We start from the raw sequence: 19,706 nt of genomic DNA, 5'->3' as shown, positions 1-19,706 counted from the left end.
TCGATGCCGGCTTCCGGGGGGAAACAATGGGGATTATTCGAGCGCGCACAGTCAGGTTTGCCTCGGCCGCGGTCTTGGGATTGGCGGCGGCGCTGTTGGGTACGGGCCCTGCTGAAGCGGCGTCCCAGCCAACACCGTCCATCGACGGCGTTCCTTACGTGGGCGCCGAAATGCGCCGCCAATACGACTACAGCTACAGCGGTTGCCGAAACCCTGACGGTTCCGGCGACGGGATCACGCTTGAATGGTTGCGGGACGGTGTTCCCCTTCCCCAGGAGCGTCAGGGCGACGTCCTGAAAATCCTCCCGGAGGACAGGGACGGGCGGATATCGCTGCGGGTGCACCCGCTTACCCCAGGCCAGGCCGGTTGTCCCACAGGCACGCAATTGAGCGCGGAAACCCTGCCCGTCAAAGCCTCCAGCCGGGCGATGGGATGGACGGGGCGCGGCAACTTCGAGCCCCTGGCCCGGACCACCGACGGCAGGCTCATCCTTTACCCACGGAGCTACACGTATTACAAGGGCATGTGTGAAGGCCCCTGCCCTGCGTACAGGGGTTCCTGGGACGAACCCCAGCAGGTGGGGCAGGGTTGGAACGTCTTTGACATCGTGTTCTCCCCGGGCGACTTCGACGGCGACGGCTTCAACGATCTCCTGGGCCGGGACGCCGCTGGCAAGCTCTTCCTGTACCCCGGCGATGGCGAGGGCGGTTGGCTGGCCCGCCGCCAGGTGGGCCAAGGCTGGGGCGTCTTCAATACCATCGTGGGACCGGGTGACTTCAACGGCGATGGCACCAACGATGTGCTGGCCCGCGACACCGCCGGCGGCCTCTTCCTTTACCCTGGCGACGGCGAAGGTGGCTGGCTTGCGCCCGAGCAGGTGGGGTGGGGTTGGCAGATCATGAACAAGATCATCACAGGCGGTGATATGAACGCCGACGGTGCGGTGGATATCTTCGGCCGCGATCAGTATGGCCAGTTGTACCAGTATCCCACCGACGGCGAAGGCGGCTGGGAGCAGCCTGCACAGGTCGGCGTCGGATGGGAGTCGTTCACCATCCTGGCCGGGCTCGGCAGTTCCGGCCACTCCAAATACAACGAGATCTCTGCCGTTGACGCCGACGGCAACCTTCTCGGCTACACCACAGGCGCGTCAACCGGAGCGTTGTACGGCCCGTATGGGCCCATCGGCCGAGGCTGGAACGTCTTCAAGGAGCTGCTTTAGAGCGGCTGCCCCAGCACCGTCAACTGCAGGCTGATGGTCCCACGCGAAGGGTCGACGACGGCGGCAGCCGCTTCGCCGCCGTCGGGCGCTGCGCCGTGCTGGTCCGGCGAGAAACCGAACCAGCGACGGCAAAGCTGCAGCAAGAGGCCCGTTTTCACGAGACCCGTACCGACTCTTCGGACCGCACCGGCGTCTCAAGCCCCAGGTTTTCCCGGAGTGTGGTCCCGCGGTATTCCGTCGGGTACACGCCGCGTTCCTGCAGCTCGGGCACCAGGTGGTTCACGATGTCGTCCAGGCCTGTGGGGATGAGCCACGGCGAGATGTTGAACCCGTCCACGGCACCCACCCGTGCGTACTCGGCAAGGTGGTCTGCCACTGCTGAGTACGAACCTGTGAACGTTGAGTCGATGCGCGCCGTCTTGGACGTAACGAAACCGCGGATGGACAGGCCCTTGTCCTTGGCCTCGGCCCTCCACTGATCGGCGAGTTGCCGAGCCTTGGCGCCGTGGAAACCGCTGCCGCGGGTCTCTGACGTTTCCTCCACCACGGGATCGATCTCCGGGAGGGGACCGTCAGGATCGTAGGAGGAGAGCTCGCGCCCCCAGAACTGTTCCAGGTACGCGATGGCCTGTTGCGGACCGATCTGCAGGCTGCGGACCCAGGCCTTTTTCTCCTGCGCTTCCTGATCGGTCGCGGCGAGGATGAACTCGCTGGCAGGCATGATCTGCACGGCGTTGGCACCCCGTCCGGCAGCGACGGAGCGGCTCACGATGTCGCGACGGAACTCCACGGCATCATCGAACTTGGGGTGTGCCGAGAAGATCACGTCGGCTTGGCGGGCAGCGAAATCGCGGCCTTCGGGAGAGTCGCCCGCTTGGAAGAGCACCGGCCTGTACTGGGCGCTGCGCGGCAATCGCGGTGTGACGTCCACGGTGTAGTGCTGGCCCTCGTGCCTGACGTGACGGGCGGGACCGGTGGGTGTCTCCCACGAGTCCCAGATCCGCTTGGCCGTTTCCACAAAGGCTTCCGCGTGCTTATAGCGGTCGGCATGGTCCAAGTACCCACCCCGGCGGAAGTTGGCCCCGGTCCAGGCGTTGTCCGTGGTCACCACGTTCCACGCGGCCCGGCCCCCGGAGATCAGGTCCAGCGACGACAAGCGGTGAGCCAGGTCGGCGGGATCGTTGTACGTGGTGTTTTGGGTGGCAACGAGGCCGATGTTCCGGGTCACGGCGGCGAGCGCTGCGAGCATGGTCTGTGCATCGGGCCTGCCCACCACGTCCAACGCGTGCGGACGCCCCAGGTGCTCGCGCAACCGCAGGCCTTCGCCGAGGAAGAACGCCGCGAATTTTCCGCGTTCGGCGGTCTGGACGATGTGGCGGAAGGATTCGAAATCCGTCTGTGAGCCCGATTCCTCCGCTTTCCAGATGGTGCCGGAGTTAACGCCTTGGAAGAAGATGCCGAATTGGATCTGGCCGCTGGGCTGGAAAATGTCTCGTGTCATGGTGGTCCCCTACTTTCCGGCGGCGGTAGCCGCGGCAGATGTCGAATAGCGGTTCTCCGCCGGCCCCAGCCCCAACACGTCGCGGAACGACCCGTCCTGGATGGGCGCCCGCAGCGAACCACGGCGCCTGAGTTCCGGGAGGACCAGACGTGACAGTTCCTCCAGGTCCACGTCCACCTCGGCGGGGTGGACGCGAACGCCGTCGGCCTCCCGCAGGAGCGAGTCCAGAAGTTCGGTCAGCCCGGCCGCGGAGCCGGCAAACCGCGCCCGTCCGCTGTCAGTGGAGGCCACCAAACGCGCGCCGGCGTCCTGCCCGCGCGAGTCCAGGACGACGTCGAGCTCCGCAACCACCGCAACAGCGGCACCAAGCCGGGCCCGCACGTCCCGGATCTCGGCAGCCAGCAGCTCCGCGGTTGGCGCTGAGACGAGCACTGCGTCGACGACATCCGCCGGCACCAGGCCCTCCCCCACCAACGACGCGGCGGCGAGCACAGGCAGCTGTCCTTGCAGCGGCCTCGGGATGATGGACGGACCCTTCACCGAATATGGTGTCCCGGCAAAGTCCGCGGGAGTTTCAAAGTCGACGTAGTGCAGCTTGTCGACGTCGATGTAGCGCCCGGTGGCGACGTCGCGGATCACGGCGTCGTCCTCCCAGGAATCCCACAAGCGGCGGCCGACTTCGATGGAGGCGGCGGCTTCCTGCGCCAAGGCTGCACCTTCAACGGAGGTGCGTCCGACGGCGGCAGCTGACTCGGGCGATTCCGCGGCGGTAGCGATCCACCCGGCACGGCCACCGGAGACGTAGTCCAGGCTGGCGAGCTGGGTGGAGATGTGGAACGGCTCCGTGTAGACGGTGTCCACTTCCGGCACGACGGCGATGGTGCGGGTGATGGGCCCGGCGAAAGCTGCGCGCTGGAGTGCGTTGACGCGGCCGGCCGCCGGTGCGTCCTTGAATGTTGCCACGTGGAACCCGGCCGATTCTGCGGCGAGCACGGCACCGGCCAGGTTTGCGTAGCCCGCCCCGTCCAGTTCAATGGCCAGGAAACCTGCTTGGTTGTTGTTGCTGCTCACTTCTGGTCCTGACGTTCGTAGGGGATCTTTTCGCCGGCTTCGATGGCCACCGGAAGCCGGTTTTCGGCGGGCGGCAGCGGGCAGGTCGCAAGGTCGGTGTAGGCGCACGGCAGGTTCACTGCGCGGTTGAAGTCGAGCTGCACGGAGCCATCAGCGGCGGGAACCACGGACAGCGAGCGGTTGGCGGCATACGTGGTCTTACCGGAGGTCTGATCGGTGAACAGCACGGACAGCGATCCCGGCGCGTGGCCGTTGAACGCAGTCAGTGCCAGCTCCTCACCGGCCAGCTTGAAGCGGATCTCACCCGGGGCTTCGTACACGTGCTGGATACCTTCGACGGCGGCACCCACCGTGGTTGCGCGCGGTGTTTCGAACGGCACGAAGGTACCGGACACCGCGAAGGCAGCGTTGGGCGAGTAGGCGGGCGTCCCCTGATACTGCTTCAGCAGTTGGTTTTCGGGATTCCGCGGTCGCACGATGTACTCGCCACTACGCTTGGCTACCTCGATCACGGTATCGCCGGAGACCAGGTTGATCCCGCCGCGTTCGGCGATGGGTCCCAAGGCGATGCGGCCACTGAGCGCGACACCGTCCTGCTCCAGGCTTTCGCCCGGTTCCAGGACGACACTTACGACGTCGTCCTCCGCACTCCAGATGCCAGGCGCACCTTCCAGCCGGGTCGCCTCGCTGCTGAGCCAGTGCAGGTGGGTGACGGCAAGGAACCCGTGCGGGTGGGCGCGGTGTCGTTCGTGGGCGTCGTGCCAGTCCTGCCAGTCCTGTTCAAAGGTTTCACGGGCAGTTTCAGTGTGCGTAGACATTTGCGGTGTCGCTCCTGTTCAATGCGTGGTCGGAGGTGACTGCTGCTGCGGCATCCGGTTCGGTGGCCCCGGCGAACTCCGGGCGGCCACCAAAAGGATCCCCTGCTTCCCACAGCGTGGTGGGGGCCGCAGCCCGGACGGCCGGGACGACCTCAGAGGCAAAGCGTTCCAGGATCTCGAGCTGCTGTTCGAAAGGCAGGGTGGTTGGCAAGGAAATTGACTGGAGATCGTGGCTGTACAAGGAGTGGTAGCTGAGGATCTTGTCGATCACCTGCTCCGGGCTGCCCACCAATGCCGGGCCCTCGGCGACTGCGTGCTGGATATCCCGGAAAGGCGAGTTGTTCCCTGGAACGTTGCGCCCGGCGGTCAGGCCCTCATACACGGGACCGTACTGCCGGATGGCTTCCTGGGTGGTGTCCGCGATGAACACTCCACCTGCGCCGCTGCCCGAGCCAAGGTATTGGTGCCGTGGATCATGGCCGTGGCGCTCGTACTCTTCCCGGTAGTGGTCGATCAGGACCTTGTAGTTTTCCCGCGGCTGGATGGCGTTGGCCGTAAACAGTGGATCGCCCCACTTGGCGGCGAGCGCAGCTGATGTCAGGGTTGTAGCCGAGCCGTGCCAAATCCGGGGCGACCCCGCAAAGGGGCGTGGCGTCGTCGTCGTTGGTTCGGTGAGTGCGGGCCTGAAGCGGCCGGACCAAGTGACACTTTCCTTGCGCCATAACGTGCGCAGCAGCGCATACTTTTCGGCGAGCAGGTCCCATTGGTCGTCCAGGTTTAGGCCGAATAGCGGGTACTGCAGCACCTCGTTGCCCTTGCCAATCACCAGTTCCAGGCGTCCACGGCTCAGCTGGTCGATCGTGGCGTAGTCCTCGGCCACCCGCACGGGATCCAGCACGGAGAGCACTGTGACCCCGGTCTGGAGGCGGATGCGGCTGGTGACGGCGGCGATCGCGGCGAGGACCGTCGTCGGGGATGACGAGACGAACTCGCCGGCGTGGCGTTCCCCCACGGAGAAGCTGTCGAAGCCGAGCTCCTCTGCGCGGCGGGCCGTCTCCACTACCTGGTTGAGCCGATCAGCAGTGGAGACGATCTCCCCCGTCACCGGATTCTTCAGGTGCGGGATGATGTCCAGGACCTGGAACTTCATTTGCCGGTACCAAACGTCGCTTCTGTGACGGTCTTCGATTCCGTCACGGCTTCCTCGGAGAGGCCCCAGCGTTCCAGGACCTTGGCATAGGAGCCGTCCTTGATGGTGGAGTTCAATGCGTCCGTGATGGCCGGGGCCAGTCCGTTGCCCTTGAGCGTGGTGGCGGCGACCAGGGTTTCAGCGGGCCAGCCGGCATTGACTTTGCCCACCACTTTGAGGTCGTCGCGGGTGTTTTCACGGTACGTCACTGACGGGTAGGGAGCGAGGTTCAGGTCCGTGCGGCCGGAGGACAGCGCCAGGATGGTGTCCGCGTCGGAGGAGTAGTACTGCAGCGTGGCCGGTGCTTTGCCCTTGGCTTCGAGTTCCTTGTTCCACGCCAGCAGGATCTTCTCCTGGTTGGTGCCGGACCCTACGGAGACCTTCAGGCCGGAAATGTCGTCCGAGCCCTTGATGTCGTAGCTGGAGCTCTTCTTCGCTTCAAACCCCATGTAGGCGGCGCGGTACGTGGAGAAGTCGAACAACTTCACGCGGGCGGCGTTGATGCCCACGTTGGAGAACACAGCCTCGAAGTCGCCTGACTGCGTCTTCAGTGGCCAGTTCTCCCACGAGGTCACCTGGAGGTCCAGTTCCAGGCCGAGCTTGTCGGCCACGAGCTGGGCGATGTCCACCTCCACGCCGATGGGGGTCTTGTCATCCGTGGCGTGGAAGGACAGCGGGATGGAGCCCGCCGTGGTGGCCACGGTCAGCTTGCCGTCCTTGGCGATGGCGGCAGGTACCTTGGCGGACGCTGCGGCGTCCTTCTCATCGCGGATCCGGTTCTGGTCAGCAGAGGTGTTGTACACAATGCCGTTCTTGGCGGCCGCCGATTCCGGCTTGGCTGCCGACGCTCCGGGATCGGAGCAACCGGCCAGCACGGGAAGCACGACGGCGGGAAGTACAGCGAGTGCCAGAAGGCTGCGTTTGGTGGGGCGCAGCGTGGTTTCATGCGCGGCGACGGCGGAGGTAGTGCGAAGCATGGGGTGTCCTAGATGTTGAAAGCTGGCTCGATGACTTTGGAGAAGAAGCTCCGGGTGCGTTCCTCGCGCGGGTTGGCGAAGATCTCCTGAGGTGAACCGGATTCGATGATCAACCCGTCGTCCATGAAGACCACGGTGTCTGCCACGTCCCGGGCAAAGCCCATCTCATGGGTCACGATGATCAGCGTGGTCCCGGACTTGGCCAGTTCCCGGATGACGTCCAGGACCTCATTGACCAGCTCAGGGTCCAGTGCGGAGGTGGGCTCGTCGAACAGCAGGATTTTGGGGTCCAAAGCCAGCGCACGGGCAATGGCGACGCGCTGCTGCTGGCCACCGGAGAGCTGCCGGGGGTAGGCGTCGGCACGGTCCTTCAGGCCCACCCGGTCCAGGAGTTCCAGCCCGCGTTTCCGGGCCTCGGCCTTGGAGCGTTTCTGCGCCACGATCGGCGCCTCAACGACGTTCTCCAGGGCTGTGAGGTGCGGGAACAGGTTGAAGCTCTGGAACACCATGCCAATGTTGGTGCGCTGCTTGAGGATGTCCTTCTCGCGCAGTTCGTGGAGCTTGTTGCCGCGCACCTCGTAGCCCACCAGTTCGCCGTCGATGGTGATGTATCCGCCGTCGACTTTTTCGAGGTGGTTGATGGTCCGCAGAAGCGTGGATTTGCCGGACCCGGACGGTCCGACGATCACAGCCACGCCACCAGGCTGCACGGTGAGGGAAACTCCCTTGAGGACCTCGGTGGCGCCGAAGGACTTCCGGACATTGGCGATATCGACCTGGCCGCGGGTGCCGGCCTTGGACTGGGCTGAGTCGTTGGCGGCCTGGGCTGACCCGGTAGAGCCCGTGGTTTCGCCGGCTGCCCCGGCCGCCTCCCCGGCTGCGGTTTCAGCGGCAGCCTGTGCCGCCGTCGTTTTCTGCTTGCGTGCGGCGATGATGCTCATCGGGCGTCCTTCGTGGGGGAAGAGGCAACGTGGGTGGCGAAAAACTTCCGGGCCTTCTGCAGCGGCGTGAGCGGCAGCGTCCGGAGGGCGCCCTTGGAGAAGTGGCGCTCAATGTAGTACTGGAAGACGCTCAGCACGGAGGTGATCACCACGTACCAGAGGGTGGCAACCAGGAGCAGCGGGAGCACCTGCTGGGTCCGGTTGTAGATGACCTGGACGGTATAGAAAAGTTCGGAGTAGGCCAGGACGTAGACGATCGATGTGCCCTTGACCAGGCCGATGATTTCGTTGAAGGCATTGGGCAGGATGGCGCGCATGGCCTGCGGCAGCACGATCCGGGTAGAACGCTTCCAGGCAGGGATGCCCAATGCCGATGCTGCCTCCAGCTGGCCCTGGTCCACGGAGAGAATGCCGCCGCGGATGATCTCCGCAGAGTAGGCCGCCTGGTTCAGGGTGAGGCCGAGCACGGCAGCAGCGAACTGGCTGATGAGCGTGGTGGTCTGGGCCTCGAAGAACCGCACGTCCGTGAAGGGGATGCCCAGGCTGATCTTCTCGTACAGGTAGCCCAGGTTGTACCAAAGGAGGAGCTGGACCAGCAGCGGTGTGGAGCGGAAGATCCAGGAGAACGTCCAGGACACTGAAACCAGCAACGGCGAGGCAGACAAGCGCATGAGGGCAAGGATGAACCCGAGCACAAAGCCCAGGACACCGGAGATGGCCGTGAGCTTGAGGGTCTCCACCAAACCGTTGACAACGGACTGCGCGGTGAACCATTGGGCCACCACGCCCCACTCCCAACGGGGGTTGGTCACCAGCGACCAGGCGATGGCCGCAACGCCGGCGGCAACCAGCACGGTACCCACCCAACGCCAGGGGTGGCGGGCCGGGACCAGTTTGTATTCGGAGTAGTCCGGGGTGGGCGGTGCGGTGTCCGCCGTGGCAGGCGGTGCTATTGCACTCATGCGCCACCTCATTTCAGATCGGTTGTTGTCTAGTGGATGGCTGCCAATCTATGGGCGCGCCGAAGCCGCCAGCAAGGCGGGAATTTGCACTTCTTCACTGGACTTCGCGGGGCTTCGCAAGGCTTCGCGCGGCGTCACAATCACCGTCATCAAGCGCCATATGCGTCGGGATTTTGCGTGCCTTAACGCGGCGTTACGCGTGGTGAACGGCCGTTACCCGCTCCTCGACCGGCGCGCTCCGAGGTCCCTAGATTGGACTGCACCAACCACTGTTTGCCAGGAGATCCCATGCCGTCACGAGTTCCCGCCCTCGCCTTCATTGGCGGCGGTCCGCGCACGGCCGGCGTCCTGGAACGGCTGGCAGCCAACCGCCCCGCGTTGTTCGACGGCCCCCTGGACATCCACGTCATCGAGCCGCATCAGCCGGGCTCGGGCAGGATCTGGCGCTACGACCAGGACCCCGGCCTCCTGCTCAACTCAACGGCAGCGGACGTCACCATGTTCACTGACGCGTCGGTGGCGTGCGATGGACCCTCCGTCGATGGGCCGGGCCTCGCAACCTGGGCCGCGGGAGTGCTGGATGGCACCATCCGCGACGTTCCCGCGCTGGAACCGCACCTGCTTGCACAGCTCCGCTCGCTGACGCCGTCGTCCTTTCCCACCAGGCAACTCCAGAGCAAGTACCTTGAGTGGTTCTTCCGTCGGGCTGTCTCTTCGCTCGGCACAGATGTGACAGTCACGGTCCATCAGGACACGGCAACCGCCGTCGAACGCGCTTCCGACGACGGTTCCCACCACGTGAAGCTGGCTTCCGGCGCTGTGGTGGTCGCCGACGTCGTGGTCTACGCGCTCGGCCACACCGACTCCTTGCTGGATCCCGAGTCCGCCCGCCTCAGCGATTTCGCTGCCACCCACGGCGGGTTCCATGCGCCGCCGTCGTACACCACTGATGTGGACTACTCCGCCGTGGAAGCAGGCCAGGACGTGATTGTCTCCGGAATGGGGCTCGCGTTCGTTGACCTGCTGGTGTTGTTGTTCGAAGGTCGCGGCGGAAGGTTCGAGGAAAGGCCCGACGGCGAACTCGACTACGTGCCATCCGGCGCCGAACCCCGGGTCTGGGCAGGGTCGCGGCGCGGGGTGCCGTATCACTCCAAGATCTCCTCGGAGCTGCGCGGCGAGCCGATTGCCCGCCCCCGGTATTTCACTGCAGAGGCTGTCCAGTCGTTGTTGGCCGAGCATCAGGAGCTCGATTTCCGCACCCAACTGTGGCCCCTGATCGCGAAGGATGCCGGCTACGCCTACTACCGGGAACTGTTCACCGGCTACCCATCACGTGTGCTGGGGACGTGGGAGAGCTTCGAAGCGCACTTTGACGCCGTCCAGTGGTACAGCTCGGCACGGGAAGAGCTGGTGGCCGTATCCGTGCCGGATCCGGCCCTCCGGCTGGATCTGGAGAAGCTCGACCACCCGTTGAGCGGCTGCGCTTTCGCCGACCATGACGCCGTGCAGCGTTCGGTGGCCGCGTACATCCAGAACGACCTCAACCTCCGCACCAGCAGCGACCACTCCGAAACCCTCGCACTGTTCACCGCGTTGTTGTTTGTCTACATGGATCTGGGCCGGCTTGTCCCGCAGGAGCGGCTCAACGCCCGCTCGCAGCAGGCTATCCACGGCTGGTGGCACGGCTTCTTCAGCTTCGTTGACTCCGGGCCCCCTTCCCACCGCCTCCGCGAAATGCTTGCGCTGCACAGGGCCGGGCTCCTGAAATTCATGGGCCCGGGCATGTGGGTTCGCGCTGATGAATCCCTCGGCCGGTTCGTCGCGGGCTCCTTCCAGTCCCCCGTGGTGGTTGACTCGTCCGCATATATCGAGGCGCGGTTGCCCTCGGCGTCGGTGGAACGGTCCGCCAACCCTGCCCTGCTGCACCTGCACGACGCCGGATGGGGAACCGAACAGCGGCTGCTCACCTCCGAAGGAACCCACTCAACGGGGAAACTCCTGGTTTCCGGGAATCACGAAGTATTGTCCCCTGTTGGTATTCCACAGAAGGGCTTGTTTGCGGTGGGACCATGGACTTCCGGTTGGGGCGCGGGCGCCTTTGCCCGTCCCAACACCAACGCAGCTCCGTTCCGGGAAAATGACGCCCTGGCGCGGAGGATCCTGTCCGCGGTTGCCGCCGTCCCCGCGCTCCAACCCAACTAGTTCGCAGCTGTGACCTGGTTGGTATCCGTTCACGAAAGGCATGACATGACCACTTCGCCGACCCTCTCGACGTCGGACATCACCGTCCTGAGCCTGCCCATGGACGATCCTCGCGTCCGCCCGCTCCTGGACGAGCTCGCCGTCGAATATGAGACGCGCTACGGGAATCTGTTCAGCAGTGAGGGCGCGGCCGAGGAACTCAACCGTTACCCTGCCGAAGAGTTCGCGGCTCCGCACGGTGCGCTCATCATCCTCCAGGAGAATGGCGAATCAGTGGCCGGCGGCGCCTTCCGCCGTTATGACCAGGACACCGCCGAACTCAAGAGGATTTGGACGCACTCAGCGCATCGCCGTCGCGGCCTGGCACGACGGGTGCTCCTTGAGCTCGAAGCCGAGGCCCTGCGCCGCGGCTACTCCAAGCTCTACCTGACCACGGGTCCCCGGCAGCCGGAGGCCAAAAACCTGTACCTGGCCACAGGGTATACGGCGCTGTTCGACCTCGCCGCAGACCCCGAAGAAATCAAGCATTTGGCTTTCAGCAAGGATCTTGCCGCGCCCCGCTAAGCTATGCGCATGGCCAACAAAAGCACTGCCGAAAAACTAGCCACCATCCAGCAGGGCTACACCCTGGAAGGTGCCACCATTGAGCTTGGTGCAGCGATCGTGGACGGCGAAGTCCACAAGGAGGCGCAGGTCCGCCTCCCGCTGGCCATGATGAACCGGCACGGTCTGGTGGCCGGCGCCACCGGTACCGGCAAGACAGTCACGCTGCACATGATCGCCGAACAGCTTTCGACGGCGGGTGTCCCGGTTTTCCTCGCCGACATCAAAGGCGACCTGTCCGGGCTGGCGACGCCCGCAACCGGGAGCGAGAAACTGACAGCCCGTACCTCTGCGCTGGGCCAGGACTGGTCCGCGAAGAACTTCCCCGTTGAGTTCCTGTCGCTCGGTGGCGACGGCAACGGCATCCCGGTCCGCGCCACCATTACCTCTTTCGGGCCCATCCTGCTCTCGCGCATCATGGACCTCAACGACACCCAGGAGTCCAGCCTCCAGCTGATCTTCCACTTCGCCGACCAGAAAAACCTTGAACTGATCGACCTCAAGGACCTCCGTGCCGTCATCCAGTTCCTCACCTCCGACGAGGGCAAAGCGGAGCTCGAAAACCTGGGCGGCCTCTCCAAAGCCACGGCCGGCGTGATCCTGCGCGAACTGGTGGGATTGGAAGCACAGGGCATGGAGAAATTCTTCGGCGAACCGGAGTTCGATACCGCCGAGTTGCTCCGCACAGCACCGGACGGCCGCGGAGTGGTCAGCTGCCTGGAACTCCCGACGCTGCAGACGAAGCCCCTGCTGTTTTCAACCTTCCTGATGTGGCTCCTGGCCGACCTCTTCGAAGACCTGCCCGAAGCCGGCGACCTGGACAAGCCCAAGCTGGTCTTCTTCCTGGACGAGGCCCACCTGCTCTTCAACGACGCTTCCAAGGCCTTCCTTGAAGCCATCACCACCACGGTCCGGCTCATCCGTTCCAAGGGCGTGGGCATCTTCTTTGTCACCCAAACACCCAAGGACGTTCCCGCCGACATCCTGGGCCAACTCGCCAACAGGGTGCAGCATGCCTTGCGGGCCTTCACCCCGGAGGACGCCAAGGCGCTCAAAGCGACGGTGTCCACGTTCCCGGTCAGCGACTACGACCTGGAAAAGACACTCACCTCAGCTGGCATCGGCGAAGCCGTCATCACCGTCATGAACGAAAAAGGCGCTCCCACTCCGGTTGCCCTGACCCGGCTCCGGGCGCCGGAATCCGTCATGGGACCCAGTACTGACGAGCTCATCCGGAGCACCGTGGCTGCGTCCTCGTTGCTGGTCAAATACGGCACTGCGGTGGACAACGTCTCCGCGTACGAGAAGCTGAACGGCCAGGTCGCTGCCCCCACAGGCGACCCCGCACCGGGCCTGCCTCCTGTTCCCTCATCCGCTACGGGAGCATCGCAGGCAGACATCGACGCCGAAGCCCGCCGTATCGAGGAGGAAATCCTGGGCCGTCCAAGCTCGCGGGCTTCCACCCCTGAGTCCTACCCGGCCCCGCCCGCCCCTGCCCCGGCTCCCGCGCCCGCCCCACAGGACGGGATGTTCGGCGACATAGCCGGCGCCTTGGGAGGCGCATTAGGCGGTGGCCTCAAGAGCATGGTCCGCTCCATGGGCACCCAGCTCGGCCGCGACCTCATGCGCGGAGTCTTCGGCACCTCGTCGCGTCGGCGTCGCTAGCCCTGTCCAGCGGCCCCGGGCGGCGGCATGCATCGCTGCCGCCCGCCGTCGTGCCTTCTCCACACGGTGGACATAAGTCGCTCCGACGCCTTCGTGCACAGTGATTTCGGCTGCGGCAGGTAACGTAAAGGGCGTGCAGTTGAGTCAAGCGATGGTCAGGACCGCAGCCGGGTGGCTGCTCGGTCTGATGCTTGCTGCCGCCGGAGCCATAGTATGCATCAACCTGGTGAGCTCCTCGGTGGCCAGTCCCCAACAGCCCGTCAAGGAATACCTCCAAGCCCTGCAAAAGGGTGACGGCGCACAAGCACTGGGGCTGCTAAGGGCCAAAGTTCCCAGCGCCAACGCCGCAATGCTCGACGGAACCGCGTTACAAACCGCCGCCTCCAAGATGTCAGACGTCAAGGTGGGGAACCCCGAATCCCGTGGCAGCAACCGGATGGCCGTGCCCGTGGAATACACCCTGGACGGCAACCGCCTCCACACCGAATTCCTGATGGAGCGCACCGGAACCCAGTGGCTGTTCTTCACCAAATGGGCCTTCGTGCCCACCACCTTGCCCACCATTGACGTCACGGTAGTCAATGCCAGCGAAGCGACGCTCAACGGTGTCCCCGTCAACATGCCCAACGGCCACAACACCTTCGCCGTCTTTTTCCCCGGCAAATACGAAGCAAGCCTGAACGGCACCTATTTCGAGGCTCCTCCTGCGTCGGCGCTCGTTTCTACGCGCGACGGCGGAACAGCCCCCCTGAACCTCTTGACGAGGTCCACGAAGGCCATGAATGACGCCGTCGCGGGCAAAGTCAAGGAGTTCCTGGACACGTGCGCGGTCCAGGCGACGGAACAGCAACGCCTCCAGCCGGACTGCCCCTTCTACCACGTCAGCAATGCCCGGGTAGTGGACGGAACCATCAAATGGGCCATCACGGAATACCCCAAGGTCACCATTGAGCCCTTTGGCGGCAAGTGGGTCGTAGCGCCTTTGAATGGCAAGGCCACGCTGACCGCCCGCGAAATCGACCTCTTCACGGGCGCAGGCAAAGACCTCAGCGTTGAGCACGACTTCAGCTTCACCACCCAGTTGGACGTCAGCGGCGACACCGTGACGGTGACGCCCATGCTGACGTTCTGAGGCCTGCCCGCGGGTTCTTAGTCCATGCCGCGGAGGTCCAGCACCAACTCGGACTCGCCATCGGCCTGCAGGACCACGGGAATGCCCCAATCCTGCTGATAGAGGTGGCATGCAGCGTGGTCCGGGATTTCGCCGTCTTCGGTCTCGGGTCCATCACACGCGGCAGCACGTGCCGTGATGTGCAGGATGCCCTCGGGAACGTCGGCCGACAGTTCAAGGGTACGGAGCAAGCCCACCGACGTCCCTCCACCTGAAACCAGCAGCTCAGGGGGTGTGGAGGAGATCTTCAACTGCGTCGGGTCACCCCAGCGATCATCAAGCTTCTGGCCTGTGGGGGCCTTGAACCGCACGGCAAGCTCAAGGTTTCCCGGCGTGACAGGGCTCTTGGGGCGGTGCGTTTGCGACGCGCCCTCGTCCACCTGCTGGGCTTCCTTCGGGATGGGAACCAGGACCAGCTGGTGCTTGTTCGACTCCACCACGACAAGCAGCGGCTCGCTGCCTTCCACCTGAACCACGACGACGTCGCTCGGCTCGGCGAGGCCCCTCGCCAACGTGGAGACGGACTTGGCGACGGGGTCGTACCGTCGAACGGCGCCGTTGTACGTATCGGCAATGGCCACTGAACCGTCAGGGAGGACCGTGACGCCCAAGGGGTGCTGGAGACGGGCCTCCGCGAAGTCACCGTCGCGGAACCCGAAGTCGAACAGGCCCTTGCCTACGGCGGTCTCGACGGTCACGCCGGAGTCGCTGAGAACCAGGCGGCGCAGGGAGGACGTCTCAGAATCGGCAACCCAGATGTTGTCGTCCGCGTCGATCGCAAGGCCGGACGACTGGGCGAACCAGGCTTCCTCGGCTTTGCCGTCCAACAGGCCTTCAAGCCCGGAACCGGCAAGGATCGAAACCTCGTTGGTCAGGGGGTCGAAAGCGAAAATCTGGTGGGTTCCGGCCATCGCAATGACGACCTTCTGCAGCTTCTGGCTCCAGACCACATCCCAGGGCGAGGACAGGGAAACTTCAGTGCCAAGTCCCAGTGCTCCGACGTCCACGGAGTCCGCCGCAAAGTCGGCCGGACCGTCGTCGTGGTGTTCGGACCACGTACCCGCACCCGAGTCGGTGACCCGGGCGGGACCGGCGTCCAGCAGGCGCTGCACTCCGTTGCCCGCAACGGTTTGCACATAGCCGGAACTGAGCGTCACTCCGCGCAGCCGGTGGTTGACCGTATCGGCCACCACGGCGTCGTATCCGAGCTTCCATGCGAGCTCAGACGGGAGCAAAGCTACGCCCTGCGGCTCGTTGAACTGAACGATCTCAGCTTGTCCGTCCAAGTAGCCTTTGGTCCCCGAGCCAATAACGCGCTCCACGGTCTCAAGGTCCGGGCGGAGCTCCACCAGCCGGTGGTGACCGGAGTCCACCACGAGGTAGTTGCCATTGGCCAGTTGGGTGGCCTTCCCGGGGAAGCGCAACGTGCCCGACGTCGGCTCTGGAGCCACGTACGGACCGTTGCCGCGGTGGAGGGTTCCCTTGGCTTCGTGCTCGGCTACGAGCTCCTCCAGGAGCACGGCAAGGCCGCCTGCGTGGCCCTCGCCCGACAGGTGGGCAACAATGTAGCCCTCCGGATCGACCACGACGAGCGTTGGCCACGCGCGGGCCGTGTAGGCCTTCCAGGTGGCAAGCTCAGGGTCGTCAAGGACCGGGTGGTGGATTTCGTAGCGTTCAACGGCTGATGCCAGGGCCACCGGATCGGCCTCATGTTCGAACTTGGGCGAGTGCACGCCTACCGTCACCAGGACGTCCGAGTACTTTTCCTCGAGCGGGCGGAGCTCATCCAGGACGTGCAGGCAATTGATGCAGCAGAACGTCCAGAAGTCGAGCAGCACGATCTTTCCCCGCAGGGATTCGAGATCCAGTGACTTGCCGCCCGTGTTGAGCCAGCCGCGGCCCTCCAGTTCGGAGGCCCGGACCCGGAGTTGGGTGCGTACGGTTTCGCTCATCAGCGTCCTTCCAGCTTGGTTTGTGGTTCAGTCTGCCCGGCGGGGTCCGTGGTGGGGTCCGTCCGGGCAGGTTGCGTGCTCCGGCCCGCCATCTTGGCGTCACGATCAGCCAGGCGGGCAAACATATCGTTGTAAGCACTGAGATCGGCGTCGTTATTCCTGTCGGCCGCCCGGTCCACCCTGCGGGTCTCGCGCTCATCGGAACGGGACCACATGACAGCCACCCCGATCGCCACCAGCAGCGTGGGTATCTCGCCGATGCCCCAGGCCACGGCTCCACCCAGTTGTTGGTCTCCCAAGGCCGACGGGCCCCACGCACGGCCGAGGTTTCCGAAGTAGTCCGCGGCGAGCAGGCCCGTACCACCCATGATGGCCACGCCGAAGAAGGCATGGAAGCCCATCGTGGCCAGCAGCAGAAGCAGGCGCATTGGATAAGGGGCACGGCGTGGCAGGGGATCGCTGCCGATCATGCTGAGCACAAAAATGTAGCCCGTTAGCAGGAAGTGGACATTCATCAGCTCGTGGCCAACGTGCTCGCGCATCGCCAGGCCGAAGAGATCCGAGTAATAGAACAAAACGATCGACCCTGCGAAGTTCGCTGCGGCGAACAGCGGGTGGGTAACGATCTGCGAGAACCTGGAGTGGACAAACAACAGCAACCACTCGCGCAGTCCCCGGGAGCCCTGGGCTCCTTCGCCCCTGGCCGGGAGGGCGCGCAAGGCGAGGGTTACCGGCGCCCCGAGGACCAGGAAGATCGGCGCAACCATGGTGAGGGCCATGTGGTCCACCATGTGCGCGGAGAACAGCACCCTGCCGTAGACAGCGGGCGGACCTGACGTGATGTACGTGAGTACCACCAGGCCGATCGTCCAGTTCGCAGCCCGGAACCAGGACCACTTGTCTCCACGCTTGCGGACCTTCACGACGCCCATGACGTACGTGACTGCGCCAAAGAGCGCTACACCTACCCACAGCCAGTCGAAACGCCACTCAGTGAGCCACCGCTCGGGCGTCAGTTCGGGAGGCAGCTCGTATCCGGAGAGGATGAACGACGGCGACGCGTCCGGCGCGTAGGTGGTGGGCTGCGGTGGTGCCGAGCGCCCAAGCGCAACGGCGAGGCCCGACGTCGCACCCATCACGAGCAGTTCAACCAGCACCAACTGCCACAGCACGCGGCGCGCGGACATCGAACCGCCCTTGCCGAGCTGGGGGATGACCCACTGACGGTGCATGAAACCAATGCCGCCCAAGACCAGGGTGGCCAGCGCCTTGGCGACGATCAGCTGACCGTAAGGCGAACCGAAAAGGTCCGCCGGGTTGGTGACCCGGATGGCTGCGTTGATGACACCCGAGGCGAACACAAGAACGAACGCGAAGCCTGCCAGGGCGGAGAAGCGCCGGAGGGTTTGCTCCGTGATGTCCGGGCGCCCTTGGCTTCGTGAACCCGTGAGGAGTCCTGACAGGACGGCGAGCATGATGATGCCACCCACCCATGTTGAGACCCCCACCAAGTGAAGGCCCAGGGAGTTGATGGCACCTTCATGGTCGCTGGAGCTTGAAGAGTGCCCAATGAGGGCAGTAGGAACGAGACCAATAAGGGCCAAAAGAAGAGTGAAAGCCAGGCCCGTCAACGACCTGACGCCGAAGAGTGCCGTGGTGACCACTGCGGCGATAATGGTGACCGCGAGCCACGCCTTACCGGTGTCGATATCGGTCATGAAATACACCAACGCCCGAGTGAACTCGGCGTCACCGGAGAGTCCCTGGCCAGCGACATCCGCGTACGTCAGAACGAGAACCGCTACGGCCGACAACGTCCAGGCGGCACCGGCGGCCGCAGCAACTCCAAGGGCCCGGGTAAACGCCGGATGCTCCGGAGCGTCCAGGTCCTTCTCCCGTGACCGGGAGCCGCCGAGGTTCTTGGGCAGGATGCCGACGGCGAAGATCAGCCCACCCACGACGGTGGCCACAGAAATGTTGTGTACGGCTTTTGCAATGGGAAGACCCCATCGGACCAGAGCGCCGGGATCGGAGACCTGCCGGGCTGCGGCAGCTCCGGAGAAGATCAGTGCCCCGGCCAGAACCAGGAACAAGACCGCCAAGCCGGCCAGCTGCCATGGAATGGAAATTCCCGCGACGGAGTCACCTCCACGCGTTCCCGGCTTGGGAACGGGCGAAGGGGCAGTTGCGGAGCTTCTTGCTGACGGCACCTATCCATTGTCCGCTACCCGCTCCCGGGCTGCGAATCGTAAGGGGCGCTATGTGCATTAACTAACAGCAAAAGGGACGGCAACCATCAGGTTGCCGTCCCTTCAAGGCGTTCGCCGAAGAGTAATTACTTCTTCTTGGCGACAGCTGCCTTCAGCTTGGAGCCAGCGGTCAGCTTGACGCTGTGGCCGGCTGCGATCTGGATGGTTTCGCCGGTCTGCGGGTTGCGGCCGGTGCGAGCTGCACGGTCGGTGCGCTCAACTGCGAGCCAGCCCGGGATGGTGATCTTTTCGCCAGCGGCGACAGAAGTCTCGAAAACCTCGAACAGTGCATCGAGCACGGAGTTGACTGCTGCCTGGCTGGTGCCAGCCTTGCCTGCTACCTCTGCAACGAGTTCACTACGGTTCTTAGCCATTTACGTCCTCCTGGACTCATACGTTTTTGAGCTTTCAAGCGGAATGCGAGCAAGCCACTGTTCGAAAACTTACCAGCTTGGGCAGCCATGGCCAGCAAATTCCGCGTGTTTCCGCGCCTTTTTGACCAAAATCACCGCAATTTAGGGGTTTTTGGGACCGCTTTACGCCCTTGGCGTACCCTTCGCCGTCGGCAGGGAGCCGTCGTCCGGTCCTGTCAGAACAGGATGCGTTGGAAGAGGACGTGATCCTGCCACGTACCGGCGATCTGAAGATACTCTGGCGCCATCCCGATCCGCTCGAACCCGGAGCGCTTGAGTACCGCCTGCGAGGCCAGGTTGTGGACCAGGGTCGCGGCTTGCACGCGATGGAGTCCCAACTCATCCGCAGCCATGGTCAGGACATGACCCACGGAGGCAGATGCCAGGCCTCTGCCCGTGAACTCCTGGTCAATCCAATACCCCATGTTCGCGCTGAGAAACGGTCCGCGGACGAGGCCGGAGAGCGTGATTCGGCCGATGACCCGCTGGCCCGCGGTAATAACCCAGGGCACCTCGCTGCCGGCAGCGAACAGGTTTAGTTTGGCTTCCACGTCCTTGGCCTGTCCAGCAGCGCTAAAGAACTCCTCGCTCCGTTGCGGGTCCCAGGGGGCCAGGTGCTCCCGGTTCCGTGTGTAGGCCGCCGCCAAGGGGCCGGCATCCTGGAACTCCAACGGGCGCAAGGTCAATGGCCCGCGTCCGTCCGCGGTGTCGGCGGAGTCAAAGGGGATGTTCCGGGTGAGATTCATCCCATGACAGTACCTGAGCTGTT

Annotated in this window: 17 protein-coding genes; 5 read left to right on the top strand and 12 right to left on the bottom strand. The window is 64.5% G+C overall.

Annotated elements, in window-relative coordinates; translation table 11 throughout:
• The first annotated feature begins 26 nt into the window (after positions 1-26).
• Positions 27-1,223 (top strand): VCBS repeat-containing protein, encoded by a 1,197-nt coding sequence (locus NEK97_RS08230; RefSeq protein WP_257369313.1) that lies wholly within the window; start codon positions 27-29, stop codon positions 1,221-1,223.
• On the opposite strand, the gene NEK97_RS08225 is transcribed toward NEK97_RS08230, so the two are convergent.
• Genes NEK97_RS08225 through NEK97_RS08190 form a run of 8 tightly spaced genes read right to left on the bottom strand, consistent with a single transcriptional unit; the run spans position 1,220 to position 8,682 of the window.
• Positions 1,220-1,381, bottom strand: a complete 162-nt coding sequence (locus NEK97_RS08225) for a hypothetical protein (protein WP_257369312.1) — start codon at positions 1,379-1,381, stop codon at positions 1,220-1,222. The two genes, NEK97_RS08230 and NEK97_RS08225, sit on opposite strands and share 4 nt — an antisense overlap.
• Positions 1,378-2,724, bottom strand: a complete 1,347-nt coding sequence (locus tag NEK97_RS08220) for an NtaA/DmoA family FMN-dependent monooxygenase (protein ID WP_257369311.1) — start codon at positions 2,722-2,724, stop codon at positions 1,378-1,380. The genes NEK97_RS08225 and NEK97_RS08220 overlap by 4 nt, the downstream gene beginning before the upstream one ends.
• A gap of 9 nt (positions 2,725-2,733) precedes the next feature.
• Positions 2,734-3,795 carry an LLM class flavin-dependent oxidoreductase gene (locus tag NEK97_RS08215; RefSeq protein ID WP_257369310.1) on the bottom strand — a complete coding sequence of 354 codons (1,062 nt, stop codon included), beginning with the start codon at positions 3,793-3,795 and terminating at the stop codon, positions 2,734-2,736.
• Positions 3,792-4,613, bottom strand: coding sequence for a DUF1684 domain-containing protein (locus NEK97_RS08210; protein WP_257369309.1), 822 nt, complete (start codon positions 4,611-4,613; stop codon positions 3,792-3,794). The genes NEK97_RS08215 and NEK97_RS08210 overlap by 4 nt, the downstream gene beginning before the upstream one ends.
• The gene (locus tag NEK97_RS08205; RefSeq protein WP_257369308.1) at positions 4,597-5,763 is read right to left on the bottom strand and encodes an LLM class flavin-dependent oxidoreductase; all 1,167 of its coding nucleotides are present in this window, start codon (positions 5,761-5,763) and stop codon (positions 4,597-4,599) included. The genes NEK97_RS08210 and NEK97_RS08205 overlap by 17 nt, the downstream gene beginning before the upstream one ends.
• Complete coding sequence (locus NEK97_RS08200; protein ID WP_257369307.1) at positions 5,760-6,779, bottom strand: ABC transporter substrate-binding protein; 1,020 nt, start codon at positions 6,777-6,779, stop codon at positions 5,760-5,762. The genes NEK97_RS08205 and NEK97_RS08200 overlap by 4 nt, the downstream gene beginning before the upstream one ends.
• Before the next feature lie 8 nt (positions 6,780-6,787).
• Positions 6,788-7,720 (bottom strand): amino acid ABC transporter ATP-binding protein, encoded by a 933-nt coding sequence (locus NEK97_RS08195; RefSeq protein WP_257369306.1) that lies wholly within the window; start codon positions 7,718-7,720, stop codon positions 6,788-6,790.
• Positions 7,717-8,682, bottom strand: a complete 966-nt coding sequence (locus NEK97_RS08190) for an amino acid ABC transporter permease (protein ID WP_257369305.1) — start codon at positions 8,680-8,682, stop codon at positions 7,717-7,719. The genes NEK97_RS08195 and NEK97_RS08190 overlap by 4 nt, the downstream gene beginning before the upstream one ends.
• A gap of 288 nt (positions 8,683-8,970) precedes the next feature.
• On the opposite strand from NEK97_RS08190, the gene NEK97_RS08185 reads away from it, so the two are divergent.
• The 4 genes from NEK97_RS08185 to NEK97_RS08170 all read left to right on the top strand — a co-directional run bounded on the left by NEK97_RS08185 (position 8,971) and on the right by NEK97_RS08170 (position 14,284).
• Complete coding sequence (locus NEK97_RS08185) at positions 8,971-10,884, top strand: FAD/NAD(P)-binding domain-containing protein (RefSeq protein WP_257369304.1); 1,914 nt, start codon at positions 8,971-8,973, stop codon at positions 10,882-10,884.
• Positions 10,885-10,929: 45 nt separating this feature from the next.
• Positions 10,930-11,448, top strand: a complete 519-nt coding sequence (locus NEK97_RS08180; protein WP_257369303.1) for a GNAT family N-acetyltransferase — start codon at positions 10,930-10,932, stop codon at positions 11,446-11,448.
• Between the two features lie 9 nt (positions 11,449-11,457).
• The gene (locus tag NEK97_RS08175) at positions 11,458-13,152 is read left to right on the top strand and encodes a DUF853 domain-containing protein (protein WP_257369302.1); all 1,695 of its coding nucleotides are present in this window, start codon (positions 11,458-11,460) and stop codon (positions 13,150-13,152) included.
• Positions 13,153-13,303: 151 nt separating this feature from the next.
• Positions 13,304-14,284 carry a hypothetical protein gene (locus tag NEK97_RS08170; protein ID WP_257369715.1) on the top strand — a complete coding sequence of 327 codons (981 nt, stop codon included), beginning with the start codon at positions 13,304-13,306 and terminating at the stop codon, positions 14,282-14,284.
• A 17-nt stretch (positions 14,285-14,301) separates the two neighbouring features.
• Here NEK97_RS08170 and NEK97_RS08165 read toward each other — a convergent pair whose 3' ends face one another.
• The 4 genes from NEK97_RS08165 to NEK97_RS08150 form a co-directional block, all read right to left on the bottom strand.
• Positions 14,302-16,275, bottom strand: a complete 1,974-nt coding sequence (locus tag NEK97_RS08165; protein WP_257369301.1) for an NHL domain-containing thioredoxin family protein — start codon at positions 16,273-16,275, stop codon at positions 14,302-14,304.
• Positions 16,275-18,485, bottom strand: a complete 2,211-nt coding sequence (locus NEK97_RS08160; protein WP_374111524.1) for a cytochrome c oxidase assembly protein — start codon at positions 18,483-18,485, stop codon at positions 16,275-16,277. The genes NEK97_RS08165 and NEK97_RS08160 overlap by 1 nt, the downstream gene beginning before the upstream one ends.
• A gap of 125 nt (positions 18,486-18,610) precedes the next feature.
• Complete coding sequence (locus tag NEK97_RS08155; protein ID WP_011776355.1) at positions 18,611-18,898, bottom strand: HU family DNA-binding protein; 288 nt, start codon at positions 18,896-18,898, stop codon at positions 18,611-18,613.
• Between the two features lie 215 nt (positions 18,899-19,113).
• A complete protein-coding gene (locus NEK97_RS08150; protein WP_257369300.1) occupies positions 19,114-19,683 on the bottom strand; it encodes a GNAT family N-acetyltransferase in 570 nt (189 codons plus the stop codon).
• Between the last annotated feature and the right edge of the window lie 23 nt (positions 19,684-19,706).

The organism is Paenarthrobacter sp. UW852 (genome assembly GCF_024608385.1).
In the GTDB taxonomy this organism is placed as follows: Bacteria; Actinomycetota; Actinomycetes; order Actinomycetales; family Micrococcaceae; genus Arthrobacter.
The sequence above is the reverse complement of the archived record's forward strand: the minus strand, read 5'-3'. Positions and strand labels throughout refer to the sequence as shown.